Here is a 14,122-nt window from a genome sequence, read left to right on the forward strand (position 1 = left end):
TGCCGCACCGCGAATGGGTGCGCTTTCCTGTTGTGACAACGGCGGGCACGATCTGCCCACGGCAATCGCCGCTCATCGGCCCATTCCCCGCTGCTGTTGCTGGATCAGCAGCGCTGCGCGCAGCACATGCTTGCCGACCAGGCTCTTGGAGATCCCCAGGCGCGCGGCAATCTCGCGTTCGCTCAGGCCCAGGTAGCGGTTGAGCACGAAGCACTCGCGTACCTGGGCCGGCAGGGCCAGGATGGTCTGGGTGATCTCGCGCAGCTGCGCCTGGTCCAGCGCCTGAGCCTCGCCGTCGTGGCCTGCCTCGGCCATGCCGGTGGCGTACTCGGCCATCGCGCGCCGCTCGCGGGCGTCGGCCTGGCTGCGGTTGAGCGCGTGGTGGTAGGCCATCCGGTACAGATAACCGCGCGGCTCCAGGATCGGTGGATCGCCGGGCACGCTGCTGGCCTTCAGGTAGAGGTTCTGCAGGGTGTCCTCGGTGCTGGCCGGGTCGAGGTAGCGCGCGACGAAGCGGGACAACGCACGGCGCTCGCGGATCAGCAGCTCGACCAGCGCCAGGGCATTGGGAGACATAGGTGCCAAGGCCGGACCGGGGAATGATGGGCGTGATGGCGACGGTCCGGACGTGGATTGTGGGCTGCGGGGCCGCAGGCGGCAAGCCGCGCCACGAAAGCATCATCGACGCATGGCGTGGATGGAGGATCTACGGTTCCTCCAGCGCCTCGAAGCGTTCGGCGAGGTAGTCGATCAGCGCACGCACCGCAGGCAACAGGCCGCGTCGCGACGGGAACACCGCGTGCACGATGCCGTGCTTGGGCACCCACTCCGGCAGTACCGGCACCAGCGCGCCACTGGCCAGCTCGTCGCTGATCATCATCCGCGGCAGCATCAGCAGGCCCACCCCGGCCACCGCGGCGGTGCGCAACGCGATCATGTCATCGCTGACCAGCCGCGGGCGATGGTGCACGCTGGCCAGCACATCGCCCGGCCCGGTGTATTCCCAGGCATGCTGCTGGCTGGGCGATGCCAGATCCACGGTCGGCATCATCGCCAGGTCGGCCGGCACCTGCGGCGTGCCCAGCCGCTGCAGCAGCGCCGGGCTGGCACTGGTGCACCAGACCCGGCGCGCCAGCACGCGTACCACCAGGTCACTGTCCTCCAGCGGCGGCGGCCGCACGCGGATCGCCACGTCCACACCCTCGCCCACCACATCGACGCGCCGGTTGGTGGCGTCCAGCTGCACCGTCACCTGCGGGTGCAGGGCCAGGAAATCGGCCAGCATCGTGCCAATGCGCGCGTGCAGGATCGCGATCGGACACGCCAGGCGGATGGTGCCGCGCGGCTCGGCACGTGACATCGCAATGGCTTCCTCGGCCGCTTCGGCTTCGACCAGCATGGCCTTGCAGTGGCGGTAGTAGTCCTGGCCGACCTCGGTGACCGAGAAACGCCGGGTCGAACGCTGGATCAGGCGCACGCCCAACCGTTCCTCCAGCAGCGCGATGCGCCGGCTCAGTTTCGACTTCGGCATCGCCAGCGCCCGGCCGGCCTGCGAGAAGCCGCCATGCTCGACCACCATGGCGAAGTAGAACAGGTCGTTGAGGTCACAACGGCGGATATCTGCGATGAACACGGGGCGATCTCCTGCGGCCACGGCCTGCGGACATTGTTCACCAGATAGGACTATGACGGCAAATACTGGCGTCTACCGGCCTTATTGTCACGGCGATATCGTCTTCGCAACGAAGAACAGCGGCCGGCAGCCCCGGCCAGGAGATCGCCATGAAGCGTGTCACCGGTACCTACAGCGCCCCCCGCCCGCACTGGGTGGGCGACGGATTCCCCGCCCGCTCGATGTTTTCCTACAACACCCACGGCCAGCACCTCAGCCCGTTCCTGCTGCTGGATTACGCCGGCCCGTACACCTTCGCCCCCAGCAATACGCCGCGTGGCGTCGGCCAGCATCCGCATCGCGGATTCGAGACCGTCACCATCGTCTATGAGGGTGAGGTCGCCCACCGCGATTCGACCGGGGCCGGCGGCACCATCGGCCCGGGTGACGTGCAGTGGATGACGGCTGCCTCCGGCATCCTCCACGAGGAATTCCACACGCCGGAATTCAGCAGGCGCGGCGGCACGCTGGACATGGTCCAGCTGTGGGTGAACCTGCCGGCGCGCGCCAAGATGGGCGCACCGGGCTACCAGACCCTGCTCGACGCAGAGATTCCCTCGGTGGATCTGCCCGATGGCGCCGGCCGCGTGCGGGTCATCGCCGGCCGCTTCCACGGTCATGCCGGCCCGGCGCGCACCCACACGCCGATGAATGTCTGGGACATCCGCCTGCAGCAGGGCCACCACACCGACCTGCCGGTGGCCGAGGGCCGCACGCTGGCGCTTGTGGTGCTGAAGGGCACGGTGCGGATCAACGGCGGCCAGCCGGTCGGCGAAGCGCAGCTGGTCACCTTCGACCGCAGCGGCGAGGACGTGTTCGTCGACGCCGACAGCGACGCCACCGTACTGCTGCTCAGCGGTGAGCCGATCGACGAGCCGGTGGTGGGCTATGGCCCGTTCGTGATGAACAGCCAGGCCGAGATCGCGCAGGCGGTCAACGATTTCAACAGCGGCCGCTTCGGCCAGATCGCGCACTGATCGTTTCAAAGCGGCGGGCGATGGCCCGCCGCACCGTCCGGGCCATCGCCCGCTTTTTCCAGGAGACTGACCATGAGTACCCCCGCCAACTTCAACGGTGCCCGCCCGGTGATCGATCCGGACAACGCCGCGATGCTGCTGATCGACCACCAGAGCGGCCTGTTCCAGACCATCGGTGACATGCCGTTCACCCGCGTGCGCGCCCACGCCACCGCGCTGGCCAGGATGGCCACGCTGGCAAAGATGCCGGTGATCACCACTGCCTCTGTTCCGCAGGGCCCGAACGGCCCGCTGATCCCGGAGATCCACGACGCAGCCCCGCATGCCCGGTACGTGGCGCGCAAGGGCGAGATCAACGCCTGGGACAACCCGGAATTCGTTGCCGCAGTGAAGGCCACCGGCCGCAGGCAGCTGATCATTGCCGGCACCATCACCAGCGTGTGCATGGCCTTCCCGTCCATTGCCGCCGTTGCCGATGGCTATCAGGTGTTCGCGGTCATCGATGCCTCGGGCACCTATTCGAAGATGGCCGAGGAGATCACCCTGGCCCGGGTGATGCAGGCCGGCGTGGTGCCGATGGACACCGCCGCGGTGGCCTCGGAGATCCAGCGCAGCTGGAACCGCGATGATGCCCAGCAGTGGGCCGAGGTCTACACGAAGATCTTCCCGAACTACCAGCTGCTGATCGAAAGCTACCTGAAGGCGCAGGACGTGCAGAAGAACCACGAGCCGCTGGATTCGCAGCGCAGCTGACCTACGCCCGGGGTGCCGGCCCGCTGTCGGCACGCCTCTCAACCGGAGACCCATCATGTCCAGTGAACCGATCCGCGACCCGGCCAGCGATCATCTGCTGACCCCGCAGAACTCCGCCTTCATCATCATCGACTACCAGCCGGTGCAGGTGAACTCCATTGCTTCGATGGACCGCCAGTTGCTGGTCAACAACATCGTCGGCACTGCCAAAGCCGCAGTGGCTTATGGCCTGCCGATCGTGCATTCGACGGTGAACGTCAAGACCGGCCTGAACAAGCCGCCGATTCCGCAGCTGCGCCAGGTGCTGGGTGACTATCCGACCTACGACCGCACCACCATCAATTCCTGGGAAGACGTCCAGTTCCGCAGGGCGGTGGAAGCCACCGGCCGCCGCAAGCTGATCATGACCGCGCTGTGGACCGAGGCCTGCCTGACCTTCCCGGCCTTGGATGCGTTGAAGGAAGGCTATGAGGTGTATGTGGTGGTCGACGCCGTCGGCGGCACCTCGCTGGCCGCGCACGATGCCGCGCTGCGCCGCATCGAACAGGCCGGCGGCCAGCTGATCAGCGTGCCGCAGCTGTTCTGCGAGCTGCAGCGCGACTGGGCCCGTTCGGAAACGGTGCCGGCCTTCATGAACCTCTTCATTGAAACCGGCGGTACGGCGGGCATCCAGTTCTCGTACGATCGTACCGAGTAACCGGGTGGCGGCGCCGGTCCTGGCTGGCGCCGCCTTTGGGGAGCCGTCGAGCATGGCTCGACGCTACAGTGGGTTTAATCGAGCGTGGCTCGACGCCATGGATAGATGGAGAATGTGATGGCCTACGCACGCATTGTTTCGACCGCCGACAATTACCTGCACCACATCAGCAATGGCAGCTTCGATGTGGATGCGGACGAGCCTGCCTCGTTGGGCGGCCAGGGCAAGGGCTTCGCGCCGTTCGACCTGTACCTGGCCTCGCTGGCGGCGTGCACCGCCATCACCCTGCGCATGTACGCGCAGCGCAAGGGCTGGGACCTGGGCGAGTTCCATGCCGAGCTGCGCTCGGAACGTGACGAGGACGGACGCCTCCACGTGCACCGCGTGCTGCATGCCAGTGCCGAGCTGAGCGATGCGCAGTGGCAGCGATTGCTGGAGGTGGTGGAAAAGACCCCGGTGACCCTGGTGATGCGCGAAGGTGCACGCATCACCAGTGAGCGCGGGGCGGCGGCGTAACAGAGGGCTCAGCGCCGTGAATGCAGCACCGTGCGCTGACGCATCGCGTTGAATTCCTGCTCCACCTGCTGGATGTCTTCGGCCTGGAACCCGGCGGCATCCAGCAGCTGGTCGGCGGCCGCGGCCGCCAGCGGATCATCGTCACGCTGGCGCCAGCAGCGCGCCGGCAGGAAGTAGCCCACTTCGCTGCGCCCGCGCATGATCACCACCGGCCGGCCCGCGTACAGCAGGAACTCGGCCAGGTGCTGGCGCAGGCCCTCCACGGAAACATAGGCCGGTCCAACACCCAGCATCTGGCTGGACGGTTCGGGACTCTCGAACAGCTTGCGACGGCTCATCCACTCCTCCTTTTGAACAACGCGTGGTCTCCTTTCCCTAGACGGGCGCATCGCTGCGCCCCCGCCACGCACTACGTGATCCGCATCACGCCCGCTACTCAGAAGCCGGTGTTGAACTCCAGCTGGAACACGTCGATCGACAGCGGCGCACCGGACACTTCCTTGGCCGCCATCCACTTGCCGCTGATCCAGCTGCGCGCGTCCAGCGCATAGGCACCGCCCACGTAGTAGCCGCGGGCGTTGGTGCCACCGAGGTGGAAGTTCGGATCGTTGTAGGCATCCGGCAGCGCATCGGCCTCGATGTGCTTGTAGCCCAGCAGCGCCTGCCACTGGCCCTTCTCCTTCAGCTCGGTGGCACCGAAGGTGGCCTGCAGCATCCATGCCGTGTCGCCGCTGCGGAAGGTATCGATGCTGGCGGCACCACCGGCACCGTAGTTGTTGACGATGCCGTTGTTGGCGCGACTGAACATCGCCTGCTTGTCATAGGCCAGGTTGCGGATGTAGTCGCCTTCAAGGCGCAGGCCGACGTCCTGGGCCAGCTGCGTATCCCAGCGCAGGTTCAGCGTGGCCAGGCGGAATGCCGAGGCCAGGCCGACATACTGCGGGGTGGGCGTATTGGCCGGATCCAGCGGATTGCGCGCGATGTCGCGGATCAGCATCAGGGTGTTGCCCTTCTGCATGAACGCCGGACGCGACCAGTCGGTGTCGCAGCCCACCGCGCCCGCATACAGCGCGCACGGCGAGGACAGGCGGCCGCTGATGTTCTTGAAGTCGTAGTAGCCCAGTGCCGCGCGCAGCGCGTTGTCGTCATTGAAGCGCCAGTTCACGCCCACCTGCGCCCCGGACAGCCACTTGTTCTCGTTCGGGGTCTTGACCCGGCTCTGGCTGGGCGCGCTGTCGGAGGTGTATTCCAGCGGTACCACCGCCAGGTTGCCGAACAGGCCGAGGTCGCCGCCGTCGAAGTCGTACTTCAGGTTGGCGGCCAGGCCATCGAAGTTGAGGTCGTTGGAGAACAGCGTGTCGCTGGTCCAGAACGGATTGCCGAAGCGGCCGCCGCGCACCGTCACCCAGTCGGCCGGGCTGTAGGCCAGCCATGCCTGGTCCAGCCATACATCCTTCTTGCTCAGGCCGCCACCCAGCTGCTCGGTGGTCGACACCGGGCCATTGCTGCTGCCGCTGGCCAGGCGCACACCGGCCGTGGTGTGCTGGCCGATGGTCGCCTCGATGCCCAGGCGGGCGCGGATGCGCCACAGGTTGCGGCGGTCCTGGCGGGTGTTCAGCAGTGGTGGCAGCTGCAGGTTGGTGTTGGTGTTGGTGTCGAAGCCGTTGCCGGAATTGATCGACGACCAGTTGCTCACGATATCGCTGTTGCGTTCGGAGAAGAAGCGCGATTCGCTGCGCACGCGCATGTCACCGGTGACCTTGATGCGCTTGGTCCACTCAGCCACTTCGTTCGGTGCCGCCCAGCCCTCGGACCTGGCCTGCGCCATCACGTCCTGGCGTACTTCGTCACGGATGCCGTCGCGCACGCTCTGCGGCACGTAGGGCACGCGCACGTCGCCGGCCTCCAGGGCGACACCGCCACTGGCGGCCGAGGTCGCGGTGGCTGCGCTGCGCTGGGCGGCCGCCGCTTCGGCCTCGGCCTGCACCAGCAATGCCTGGCCATCTTCGGGTTTCAGTGCGCCGCTGGCGATAAGGCCCTTGATCAGCTTGACCATGGTGGTTTCAGCGGCCATCGCACCGGCCGGGGCGGCCAGGCTGAGCAGCACGGCGCAGCACAGCAGCGCCCGTCGGGCCGGCCGCGGGCGGCGGGAATCGGTTCGTGCGCGGACGTGGTCGTTCATCACGGTTCTCATCGAAAGAAGGGAAATCACGGAGGTCGGGAATCAGGCCCCGGGCCGGCGGCCCTGGATCAGGACGCGGGCGGGGAAATCAAGCGACGGTGGGGGTGCCTGGTCGACCTTGCCGATGCGACGCAGTGCATCGAGCACGGCCGCGTCGGCCTCCTCGTTGCCACTGCCACGCACCAGCTCGACCTTTTCCAGGCGGCCATCGCTGGCCAGCCACACATTCACCTGCAGCTGGAACGCCAGGCGCTTGACCTTGTCGTCGCGCGAGATTGCCTGCTGCATCAGGTAGCCGAGGTAGCGCCCATAGGTGGCATTGCCGGCACCGCCGCGACCGACGCCGGACGAACCGCCACCATTGCCGGACTGGATGCCGAAGTTGTCACCGCCGGCCTGCGCATCGGCGTTCATCGTCACCGGATCGGCATTGTCCGGAGTCGGTGCCGGCACTTCAGCCGGCGTCGGCTGCTCCAGCGGCTCCGGTTCGGGCATCGTCTCCTCCGGCGGCGTTTCCGGTTCCGGGGGCTTTTCCGGCGGCGGCGGGGGTGGCGGAGGCGCTGGCGGCAGCGCCAACATCGGCGGCTGCACCACCGGCCGACGGGTGCTGGCGGTGTCCTTGAACAGCATCCACCACACGGCGATGCCGAGCACCAGCAACGCGGCCAGCACCAGCGCGACAGTCACCAGAAGCTGGCGACCGCGCATGCCGGGCTCCAGCCGAGGGGGTTGATGGGCCGTCATGCCTCAGCCCTGCGCCTTGCCCGTGACCAGGCCCACCTGGGCCAGCTCCAGCCGCCGCAGCAGGTCCAGCACCTCGACCACGCGGGCGTACTGCACCTGTGCGTCACCGCGCACGATCACCGGGAAATCCGGCGTGGTCGCGCGCTCGGTACGCAACCGGTCTTCCAGCTCGGCCATCGTCACCGGGTAGGCATCCAGGAACACCTGGCCGCTGGGGTCGATGGTGATCGCCTTGGTCTTCGGCTTCTCCAGCGCAACGCTGTTGCTGGCCTTCGGCAGGTTGACCTCGATGCCGGGGATGGAAGCGTTGCTGGTCAGGATGAAGATCACCAGCACCACCAGCAGCACATCGACGAAGGGCGTCACGTTGATGCCCTTCTCGCGCTTCTTGATGCCGAACTTCGCCTTCTGGCCCATGGCGCGCCCCTCAGCCCTGGACCGCGGCCGGGCCGCGCCCGTCCTGCTCTTCGGCCAGGCGCGCGGCGAATTCGTCGATGAACACCGCCATGTCCGCACCGATCGCTTCGGCACGCGCGCCCAGGTAGTTGTAGCCGAACAGCGCCGGGATCGCGACGCCGAGGCCGGCGGCAGTACACAGCAGCGCCGCGGCCATGCCCGGTGCCACCGAGTTGATGTCCACCGCGCCGGCCATTGCCGCAACCACGAACACCAGCATGATGCCGATCACGGTGCCGAACAGGCCCACGTAGGGCGCGCCTTCGATGGTGGTCGACAGCCAGTTCATGCGCCGCGCCATCGCTTCCTGCTCGCGCACCATCACTGCATCCATCGAGGCGCGGATCGCCGCGATGGTGGCACCACTGAGGTAGCCGCTGTTGCCATCGCGCTGGTGGCGTTGCTGCATTTCATCGATGGCCACCTGGTAGATGCGCCACAACGAGCCATCGTGCATGGCGGTCGGCGCCCTGCCCTGGCGGTCCATGTCGGACAGGGTGCGCAGCGGTACGCCGGACAGCTTGCCGAAGCTCTCGGTGAACACCGCATTGGCCTTGCTGGTACGACCGAAGTGGCGGCTCTTGGCGATCATGATCGCCCACGACAGCAGCATCATCAGGCCAAGGATGGCGACCACCACCCAGGCATCGAACGGCATCGCCTTGAGAATGAAGGCGAAGTGGCTCTGCCCGGCGGACTGCTCGTCGGCGCCGTAGCTGACCAGGCGCGAGTCGGCGCCCTGAGCGGTGGCGTCGGCCAGCAGCAGCGCGGCCGGACGTGCCACCCGCGAAATGCGCAACTCGTCCAGGGCACCTTCGAAGTTGGCCAGCGGCTGCGCCGCGCCCGGCGCATCGGCGCCCACCACCGGCGCGGTGGCCAGCGCCGGCAGCGCACCGCTCAGCTGGGCAGCTACGCGCCCATTGAGGTACAGCTGCAACGCGCCGTTCTCTGCCGTCAGTGCAACATGCGCCCACTGCCCTTCCGGAATCGGTTGCGCCGGCGTGCTGCGCTGGCCATTGAGCTGCACGAACGGCACGCGGTTCTCGATGCCCAGCACCAGTTCGGAAGCACCATCACGGCGGGCGTAGATGGCTTGAGCCGCATTGTTGCTGCCCGGCTTGATCCAGGCCGAAACGGTGAGCGGCGCGCCCGCTTCCTGCGCCAGCGACGCGCTGGCCGGCAGCGGCAGCGAGCCGGCGCCCAGCTGCACGCCGCGGCCGATCACCGCGCCTTCCGACGGCGGCACCACCGCACCGGCATTGTTGCCATAGGCGGTGGTGTCGCGTGCCGGCGCATTGGCCTCGGCAAAGTGGTAGACCAGCGTGTAGTCCGGATCGAACACCTGCTGGCCGTTGCCGCTGGCCGGGGCTTTTTCATTGCCGTAGTACATCCAGATGGTCTGCGGCGCGGCGGCACTGACCGCCGGCAGGTCCACCCAGACCAGGGCCAGGCCCAGCGTGGGATCGAACTGCTCGATCTGGTGGGCCAGCACGGTACGGCCATCACCCGAGACGAAGCGAAGGTCGTTGCCCGCATCCTGGGTGCCGTCGAAGCCGAAGTTGCCGGTATGCAGCCGCAGCAGCAGTGGCGTGCGGCCCGGGTCACCGGCCAGGCCCGCGCCCTGCGGGCCCGCGTCTACGGTGATCGGCTTGCGGTATTTCCATTCGGCCTGCCACCAATTGGCATCGGCCGCAGCCGCAGGCAACGCAACCAGCGCGGCCAGCAGCAGCAACACTCGGGAAAGCAAACGGTCCATGCGAAGGGTCTCCGGAGAACGCATGTTCAAGGGAAGGGTCAGTAGCTGGTGCTGATGTTGAAATGCAGGCGCGGGTCGTCCTTGCGCGTGACCGGGCCATCGGCATAAGGCCAGGCGTAGTCCAGGCGCAGTTGCAGGTGTTCACCCAGGCGCAGCTGCGCGCCCAGGCCGACCGAGGCCAGGTTGTACTTGTCACGCTGCTCGGGCAGCGGCCGGCGCAGGCGCAGGTAGGCCGCGTCGGCGAAGCTGTAGACACGCAGATCGGTGCCGCTCCACAGCGACCACGCCGGGGTGCGCCATTCCAGGCTGGCCAGGCCGCCGTAGTCGCCGATCGCCTCGGCCGACAGGTAGCCACGCACGGTGTACATGCCGCCAGCAGCGAACTGCTCGGCCGACACCAGTGGCGCATCGGTTACCTGCAGCGAGCCACGCGCATACCACTGCCAGTCATTGCTGAAGGTGTGGGTCTTGGCCACGTCGGCCTTGAAGGCCACGAAGCTCGGGTCAGCCCAGTAGCGCTTCTGCCCGAACGCGGTGGCGTCGCTGCCGTAACCGAACAGGCGGCGGGTACCGGCCACCAGCTGGGTGTTGATGCTCAGCTGATCCTGCTCGCCCTGGCGCACGCCGACGAAGGCCAGGGTGATCGGCGCATACTTCAACGGTGTCTTCAGGCTGTCCTTGCCCATCTGCGTGTCTTCCTCGGTGTCCTTGAAATCCACACCGAGACTGAGCTGGCGCCACCACTGGCTGCTGCCGGCAAGGCGGTAGTTGAGCTTGAGGCCGATCGAATGGCCGTTGCCGATCACGTTGGTGCCGGTGCCGGTACCGACCTGCCCGCCTGCATTCAACACGCGGCTGTCGGATCTGTAGCCGGAGGCTTCCAGGCTCCACGGCGTGCCTTCGAACGGCATCGTGTACGAGGCCGAGAACACCTTGGCCTGCTTTGTATCTTCCGGCGCCAGGTACACGCCGATGTTGGCGCTGTGCCCGCGCTTCCACAGGTTGTCGTAGGCCAGCGACGCACTCAGGCGCAGCTTCTCGGTGTCGGCACTGTGGTCGTTGTTGAGTGACGCGCTGGCACGCCACGGCGACTTCTCCTCGACCTGCAGGTCCACATCCATCGTGCCCGGCACCTGGCCTTCGCGCACCAGCGGCATCACCTGGCGACGCCCGCCTTCGTTCAGTGCGGTCAGTTCCTTCTGGGCCTGGTCGAAGTCCGGCACCTTGCCCTCGGCCAGTGCCGGTACGCGATCGCGTATGCGGTCGGGCGATTCGTGGCGGGTGCCGACCACGCGCAGCTGGCCGATCGGCGTCTGCTGCACCTTCAGCAGCACCACGCCGCCACTGACCTGCTGCTCGGGAAGCTCGACGTAGACCGACTGGTAGCCCGCCTGCTGGTACAGCGCGTGGACCGCATCGCGCGCCTTCTCGACATCGGCCAGGGTCCTGCCCGGGCCGAGGAACGGCTCTACCGCCCGTTCGATCTGACGCGGATCGAGCACGGTGTTGCCGCGCACGATGTATTCATTGATGTTCACGCTGGGCGCAGGCGCTGCCTCCTGCGCGAACAATGGCAGCGGCATCGCGGCCAGCGCCAGCACCAGCGGATGCAGGCGCAACGGAAAGCGGACGGCTCGGCACGGAACAGGAGTCATCGAAGGCATCGCGTCGTATCGGAGGGAGTGGCCAGGGAGCGGCGCGTGGGTCTACCAACAGGACGTGCACGTCGCGTCAAAACCGCCACCAGTTTTGTGACAGCACTGTCATCTTGTGACAGCGCCAGAGCACTCGCCGGCGTAGACTGCCCTCGCCACACGTCTTCATTGCAGAGCGTCGGTTGTTGCAGGAGATTCGAGATGAGTGAGCCATTGAAGACGGGCCTTCGCCCTGCCCTCGCCCTTGCCTTGTTGCTGGCGTTGCCATCGGCCTGGGCCGGAGAGGCGAAGAAGCAGGACGGTGCTGCGCCGTGCATCGAAGTACAGGTCAACGGCGAGCGCATCCCCGCGTGGGAATGCCTGCAACGCAGGCTGGCGCCGGCGCCGAAATCGGCGAAGTCAGCGGCGCTGCCGGATGCCGAACGCCTGATGCGGCAGCCCGGCAACCAGCTGATGCAGTACAACCTGGAAGGCACGCGGCAACGCATGGGCGATGCCTTCGGGCGGTCCGTGGTACCGCAGCGTCCGGCGCGATGAACCCATGCATCTGCAGAGCCGAGCCCACGCCCGGCTGCGCCTGCACACCGTTCAACAGCCATGCAGAGGCAGCCGAGCGCGGGCTCGGCTCTACCGAGCGCCGCCCTGCGGAGCGGCCGGCACGATGCCATCGTTCGGCACCGGTGGCAGCGCGGGCACCGGCAGGCTGCGCGATTGCCCAGCCTGGTTCAGTTCCACCGCGTTGGCGCTGATGCTGGCCAGCACCGTACAGGGCCCCAGCCGCTGGCCGGGCGCGTAAGCCTCCGGCGGGCGTCCATCCACCGACAACAGGGCCAGGGGCGCGTGGTCACCCGCCATCACACCCAGCACGACCACCTCGGTCTGCACCGCACCGGGCGACAGCAGCCGCACCAGCGGCAGACTGGCCACCGCATCGAACAGCGGCCGCGCCGGCGCATCGGCATGCGCTTCGCTGGCCGCCGCCGCAGGCGCCACCGCAGACAGGGTGACGCTCCAATAGGCCACCACCGCCAGCAGCAGGGTGGCCGCCAGCAGGGTCAACATCCGATTGCGATCCCAGCGCCTGCCATCCATGTTCCGCACCATCGCCACGTTCGTGTCCGCCCACGCTAGCAGCCGCCGCTGACGCTTTTGTTTCATCATGCGGGCCTACGCTGGCAGGCATCGACCTGGACAGGAGGCAACGTCGATGCAGCACGTGCCGCGTGGTTTCACCCTGCTGGAACTGATGGTGGTGCTGGTGATCATCGGCATCTGCACGGCGGGCATCGGCCTGGGCCTGGGCAGCCTGCTCGACCCCGCGCGCCAGCTGCGGCAGGAGGCCGAACGACTGGCGCAGCGCCTGCAGGTGGCGCGCGACGAGGCCCGCATCGATGGCCGCCCCCTGCGCTGGCAGGCCGACGCCACCGGCTACCGGTTCAGCAGGCGCGAAGGCACCCGCTGGGTGGACGTGCAACGCGACGACCTGCTGCGCCCACAGTCATGGCAACCGGCCGGCATCGTGGTGCAGCCGGCCACCCCGGTTGAACTGAGCCCGGAGTGGATCGGCGTGGCATGGGAACTGACGTTGTCGTTGCAGGGCCGCCAGCTGCGTCTTCGTGACGATGGCAGCGGACAGTTGCAGGTCGTGCAGTGAAGCGGAACATGCGCGGATTCACCTTGATCGAAGTGCTGATCGCACTGGCGATCGTTTCGATTGCGCTGGCTGCGGTCATGCGCTCGGTCGCGGTGGCCACCGACGATCAGTCACGCCTGCGCGACCGTCGCCTGGCGCTGCTGTGCGCGCAGGACCGCTGGCAGGAGCTGCGCCTGGCCGGGCAGCCGCCGCAGGATGCACGGCTGCGCTGCGTGCAGGGGCGAAGCAGTTTCCTGGTGCTGCAGCATATCGGCACGGGGGGTGACGGACAGCCGCAACTGGAACTCAGCGTGGCTGCCGAAGATGCACCGCGGCAGTCGCTGGCGCGGATGCAGCTGCCGTGGACCGCGGCGCAATGAAGCGTACCGCAGCAGGCTTCACCCTTATCGAGGTGATGATCGCGATCACCATCATGGGCGTGCTGGCGCTGATCTGCTGGCGAGCGCTCGACAGCGTGGCCAGCAGCGACCAGCGCCTGCGCCGGGCCGATGCCGAGACCACGACGGCACTGCGCGTGCTGCAGCAGTTCCAGCGCGATATCGAGATGCGTGCCGACGATGCGCTGATGAACGGCGCGGTGCGCCCGGCGGATCGTCCGCAGCGACTGTTGCCGCCTTCACTGGTGAGCGAACGGCATCCGGATGGAAGCTTTGCGCTGGAGATCACCCGCAGCGTCGACAGTGATGGGCTGCGCTGGCAGCGGGTGCGCTGGTGGCGGCAAGGCAACACGCTATGGCGCGCCAGCGGTACGGCGACGGACCGCTATCCCCTGCCCGCGCCGGTTCCTTCGGAAGGCATTGCAGTGGCAAAGGATGTGCAGCGGTTCGAGGTGCGCGCCTGGCAGCCCGGGGCCGGCTGGGCGATGCTGCCGAGCGAGGGCGAGGTGCTGCCGGCCACCGGGCTGGAACTGCGGCTGGGCCTGCGTGACGGGCGTGGACCGCTGAGCTACCGGCGCGTGCTGGAGCTTTAGGGTTCGTTCGTGGCACCGCATCCACGCATGGCGTGGATCTACTGCCGAGCGGCTTCTACTGCCCGGCCTGCCCTGGTGGGTGCCGACCGT

The 14,122-nt window shown here is 67.6% G+C and carries 17 protein-coding genes; 8 read left to right on the forward strand and 9 right to left on the reverse strand.

The genetic code is table 11. From position 1 onward, the window contains the following. Positions 1-72: 72 nt before the first annotated feature. A complete protein-coding gene (locus AC5P56_RS11225; protein ID WP_014647349.1) occupies positions 73-576 on the reverse strand; it encodes an RNA polymerase sigma factor in 504 nt (167 codons plus the stop codon). A gap of 130 nt (positions 577-706) precedes the next feature. Continuing rightward, positions 707-1,633: a LysR family transcriptional regulator gene (locus AC5P56_RS11230; RefSeq protein ID WP_014647350.1), complete on the reverse strand. Its 927-nt coding sequence runs from the start codon at positions 1,631-1,633 to the stop codon at positions 707-709. 149 nt (positions 1,634-1,782) lie between these two features. Here AC5P56_RS11230 and AC5P56_RS11235 point away from each other — a divergent pair, with 149 nt between their 5' ends. The 4 genes from AC5P56_RS11235 (at position 1,783) to AC5P56_RS11250 (ending at position 4,615) form a co-directional block, all read left to right on the forward strand. Further along, positions 1,783-2,649, forward strand: a complete 867-nt coding sequence (locus AC5P56_RS11235) for a pirin family protein (RefSeq protein WP_329767875.1) — start codon at positions 1,783-1,785, stop codon at positions 2,647-2,649. Between the two features lie 72 nt (positions 2,650-2,721). After that, positions 2,722-3,402: a hydrolase gene (locus AC5P56_RS11240; protein WP_262225062.1), complete on the forward strand. Its 681-nt coding sequence runs from the start codon at positions 2,722-2,724 to the stop codon at positions 3,400-3,402. Between the two features lie 55 nt (positions 3,403-3,457). Then, positions 3,458-4,099 (forward strand): hydrolase, encoded by a 642-nt coding sequence (locus tag AC5P56_RS11245; protein ID WP_032962577.1) that lies wholly within the window; start codon positions 3,458-3,460, stop codon positions 4,097-4,099. A gap of 117 nt (positions 4,100-4,216) precedes the next feature. Next, entirely contained in the window at positions 4,217-4,615 is a 399-nt protein-coding gene (locus tag AC5P56_RS11250) for an OsmC family protein (protein ID WP_049404363.1), read from the forward strand. A gap of 8 nt (positions 4,616-4,623) precedes the next feature. Here AC5P56_RS11250 and AC5P56_RS11255 read toward each other — a convergent pair whose 3' ends face one another. The 6 genes from AC5P56_RS11255 to AC5P56_RS11280 all read right to left on the reverse strand — a co-directional run bounded on the left by AC5P56_RS11255 (position 4,624) and on the right by AC5P56_RS11280 (position 11,408). Beyond that, positions 4,624-4,953, reverse strand: a complete 330-nt coding sequence (locus AC5P56_RS11255; protein WP_005409871.1) for a hypothetical protein — start codon at positions 4,951-4,953, stop codon at positions 4,624-4,626. Positions 4,954-5,051: 98 nt separating this feature from the next. Beyond that, on the reverse strand, positions 5,052-6,797 hold the full coding sequence (locus AC5P56_RS11260) for a putative porin (RefSeq protein WP_111207007.1): 1,746 nt from the start codon (positions 6,795-6,797) through the stop codon (positions 5,052-5,054). A gap of 42 nt (positions 6,798-6,839) precedes the next feature. After that, positions 6,840-7,505: a cell envelope integrity protein TolA gene (gene tolA, locus AC5P56_RS11265; RefSeq protein ID WP_495228756.1), complete on the reverse strand. Its 666-nt coding sequence runs from the start codon at positions 7,503-7,505 to the stop codon at positions 6,840-6,842. Positions 7,506-7,544: 39 nt separating this feature from the next. Beyond that, positions 7,545-7,958 carry an ExbD/TolR family protein gene (locus AC5P56_RS11270; protein WP_005409874.1) on the reverse strand — a complete coding sequence of 138 codons (414 nt, stop codon included), beginning with the start codon at positions 7,956-7,958 and terminating at the stop codon, positions 7,545-7,547. Positions 7,959-7,968: 10 nt separating this feature from the next. Beyond that, positions 7,969-9,753, reverse strand: coding sequence for a DUF2341 domain-containing protein (locus tag AC5P56_RS11275; protein WP_495228758.1), 1,785 nt, complete (start codon positions 9,751-9,753; stop codon positions 7,969-7,971). A 38-nt stretch (positions 9,754-9,791) separates the two neighbouring features. After that, positions 9,792-11,408 (reverse strand): ShlB/FhaC/HecB family hemolysin secretion/activation protein, encoded by a 1,617-nt coding sequence (locus AC5P56_RS11280; protein ID WP_495228760.1) that lies wholly within the window; start codon positions 11,406-11,408, stop codon positions 9,792-9,794. Positions 11,409-11,609: 201 nt separating this feature from the next. On the opposite strand from AC5P56_RS11280, the gene AC5P56_RS11285 reads away from it, so the two are divergent. Then, positions 11,610-11,945 carry a hypothetical protein gene (locus tag AC5P56_RS11285; protein WP_111207000.1) on the forward strand — a complete coding sequence of 112 codons (336 nt, stop codon included), beginning with the start codon at positions 11,610-11,612 and terminating at the stop codon, positions 11,943-11,945. 90 nt (positions 11,946-12,035) lie between these two features. Here the strand turns inward: AC5P56_RS11285 and AC5P56_RS11290 are convergent, their stop codons facing one another. Beyond that, positions 12,036-12,512: a general secretion pathway protein gene (locus tag AC5P56_RS11290; RefSeq protein ID WP_014647359.1), complete on the reverse strand. Its 477-nt coding sequence runs from the start codon at positions 12,510-12,512 to the stop codon at positions 12,036-12,038. Between the two features lie 103 nt (positions 12,513-12,615). On the opposite strand from AC5P56_RS11290, the gene gspH reads away from it, so the two are divergent. Genes gspH through AC5P56_RS11305 form a run of 3 tightly spaced genes read left to right on the forward strand, consistent with a single transcriptional unit; the run spans position 12,616 to position 14,032 of the window. Further along, a complete protein-coding gene (gspH, locus tag AC5P56_RS11295) occupies positions 12,616-13,062 on the forward strand; it encodes a type II secretion system minor pseudopilin GspH (RefSeq protein WP_495231654.1) in 447 nt (148 codons plus the stop codon). An 8-nt stretch (positions 13,063-13,070) separates the two neighbouring features. Then, positions 13,071-13,421 (forward strand): type II secretion system minor pseudopilin GspI, encoded by a 351-nt coding sequence (gspI, locus tag AC5P56_RS11300; RefSeq protein WP_219634480.1) that lies wholly within the window; start codon positions 13,071-13,073, stop codon positions 13,419-13,421. Then, positions 13,418-14,032: a prepilin-type N-terminal cleavage/methylation domain-containing protein gene (locus AC5P56_RS11305; RefSeq protein WP_049439492.1), complete on the forward strand. Its 615-nt coding sequence runs from the start codon at positions 13,418-13,420 to the stop codon at positions 14,030-14,032. Before gspI ends, AC5P56_RS11305 begins: the two co-directional genes overlap by 4 nt. The last annotated feature ends 90 nt before the right edge of the window (positions 14,033-14,122 follow it).

It is taken from the genome of Stenotrophomonas sp. YJH_SMC_131, from assembly GCF_059367975.1.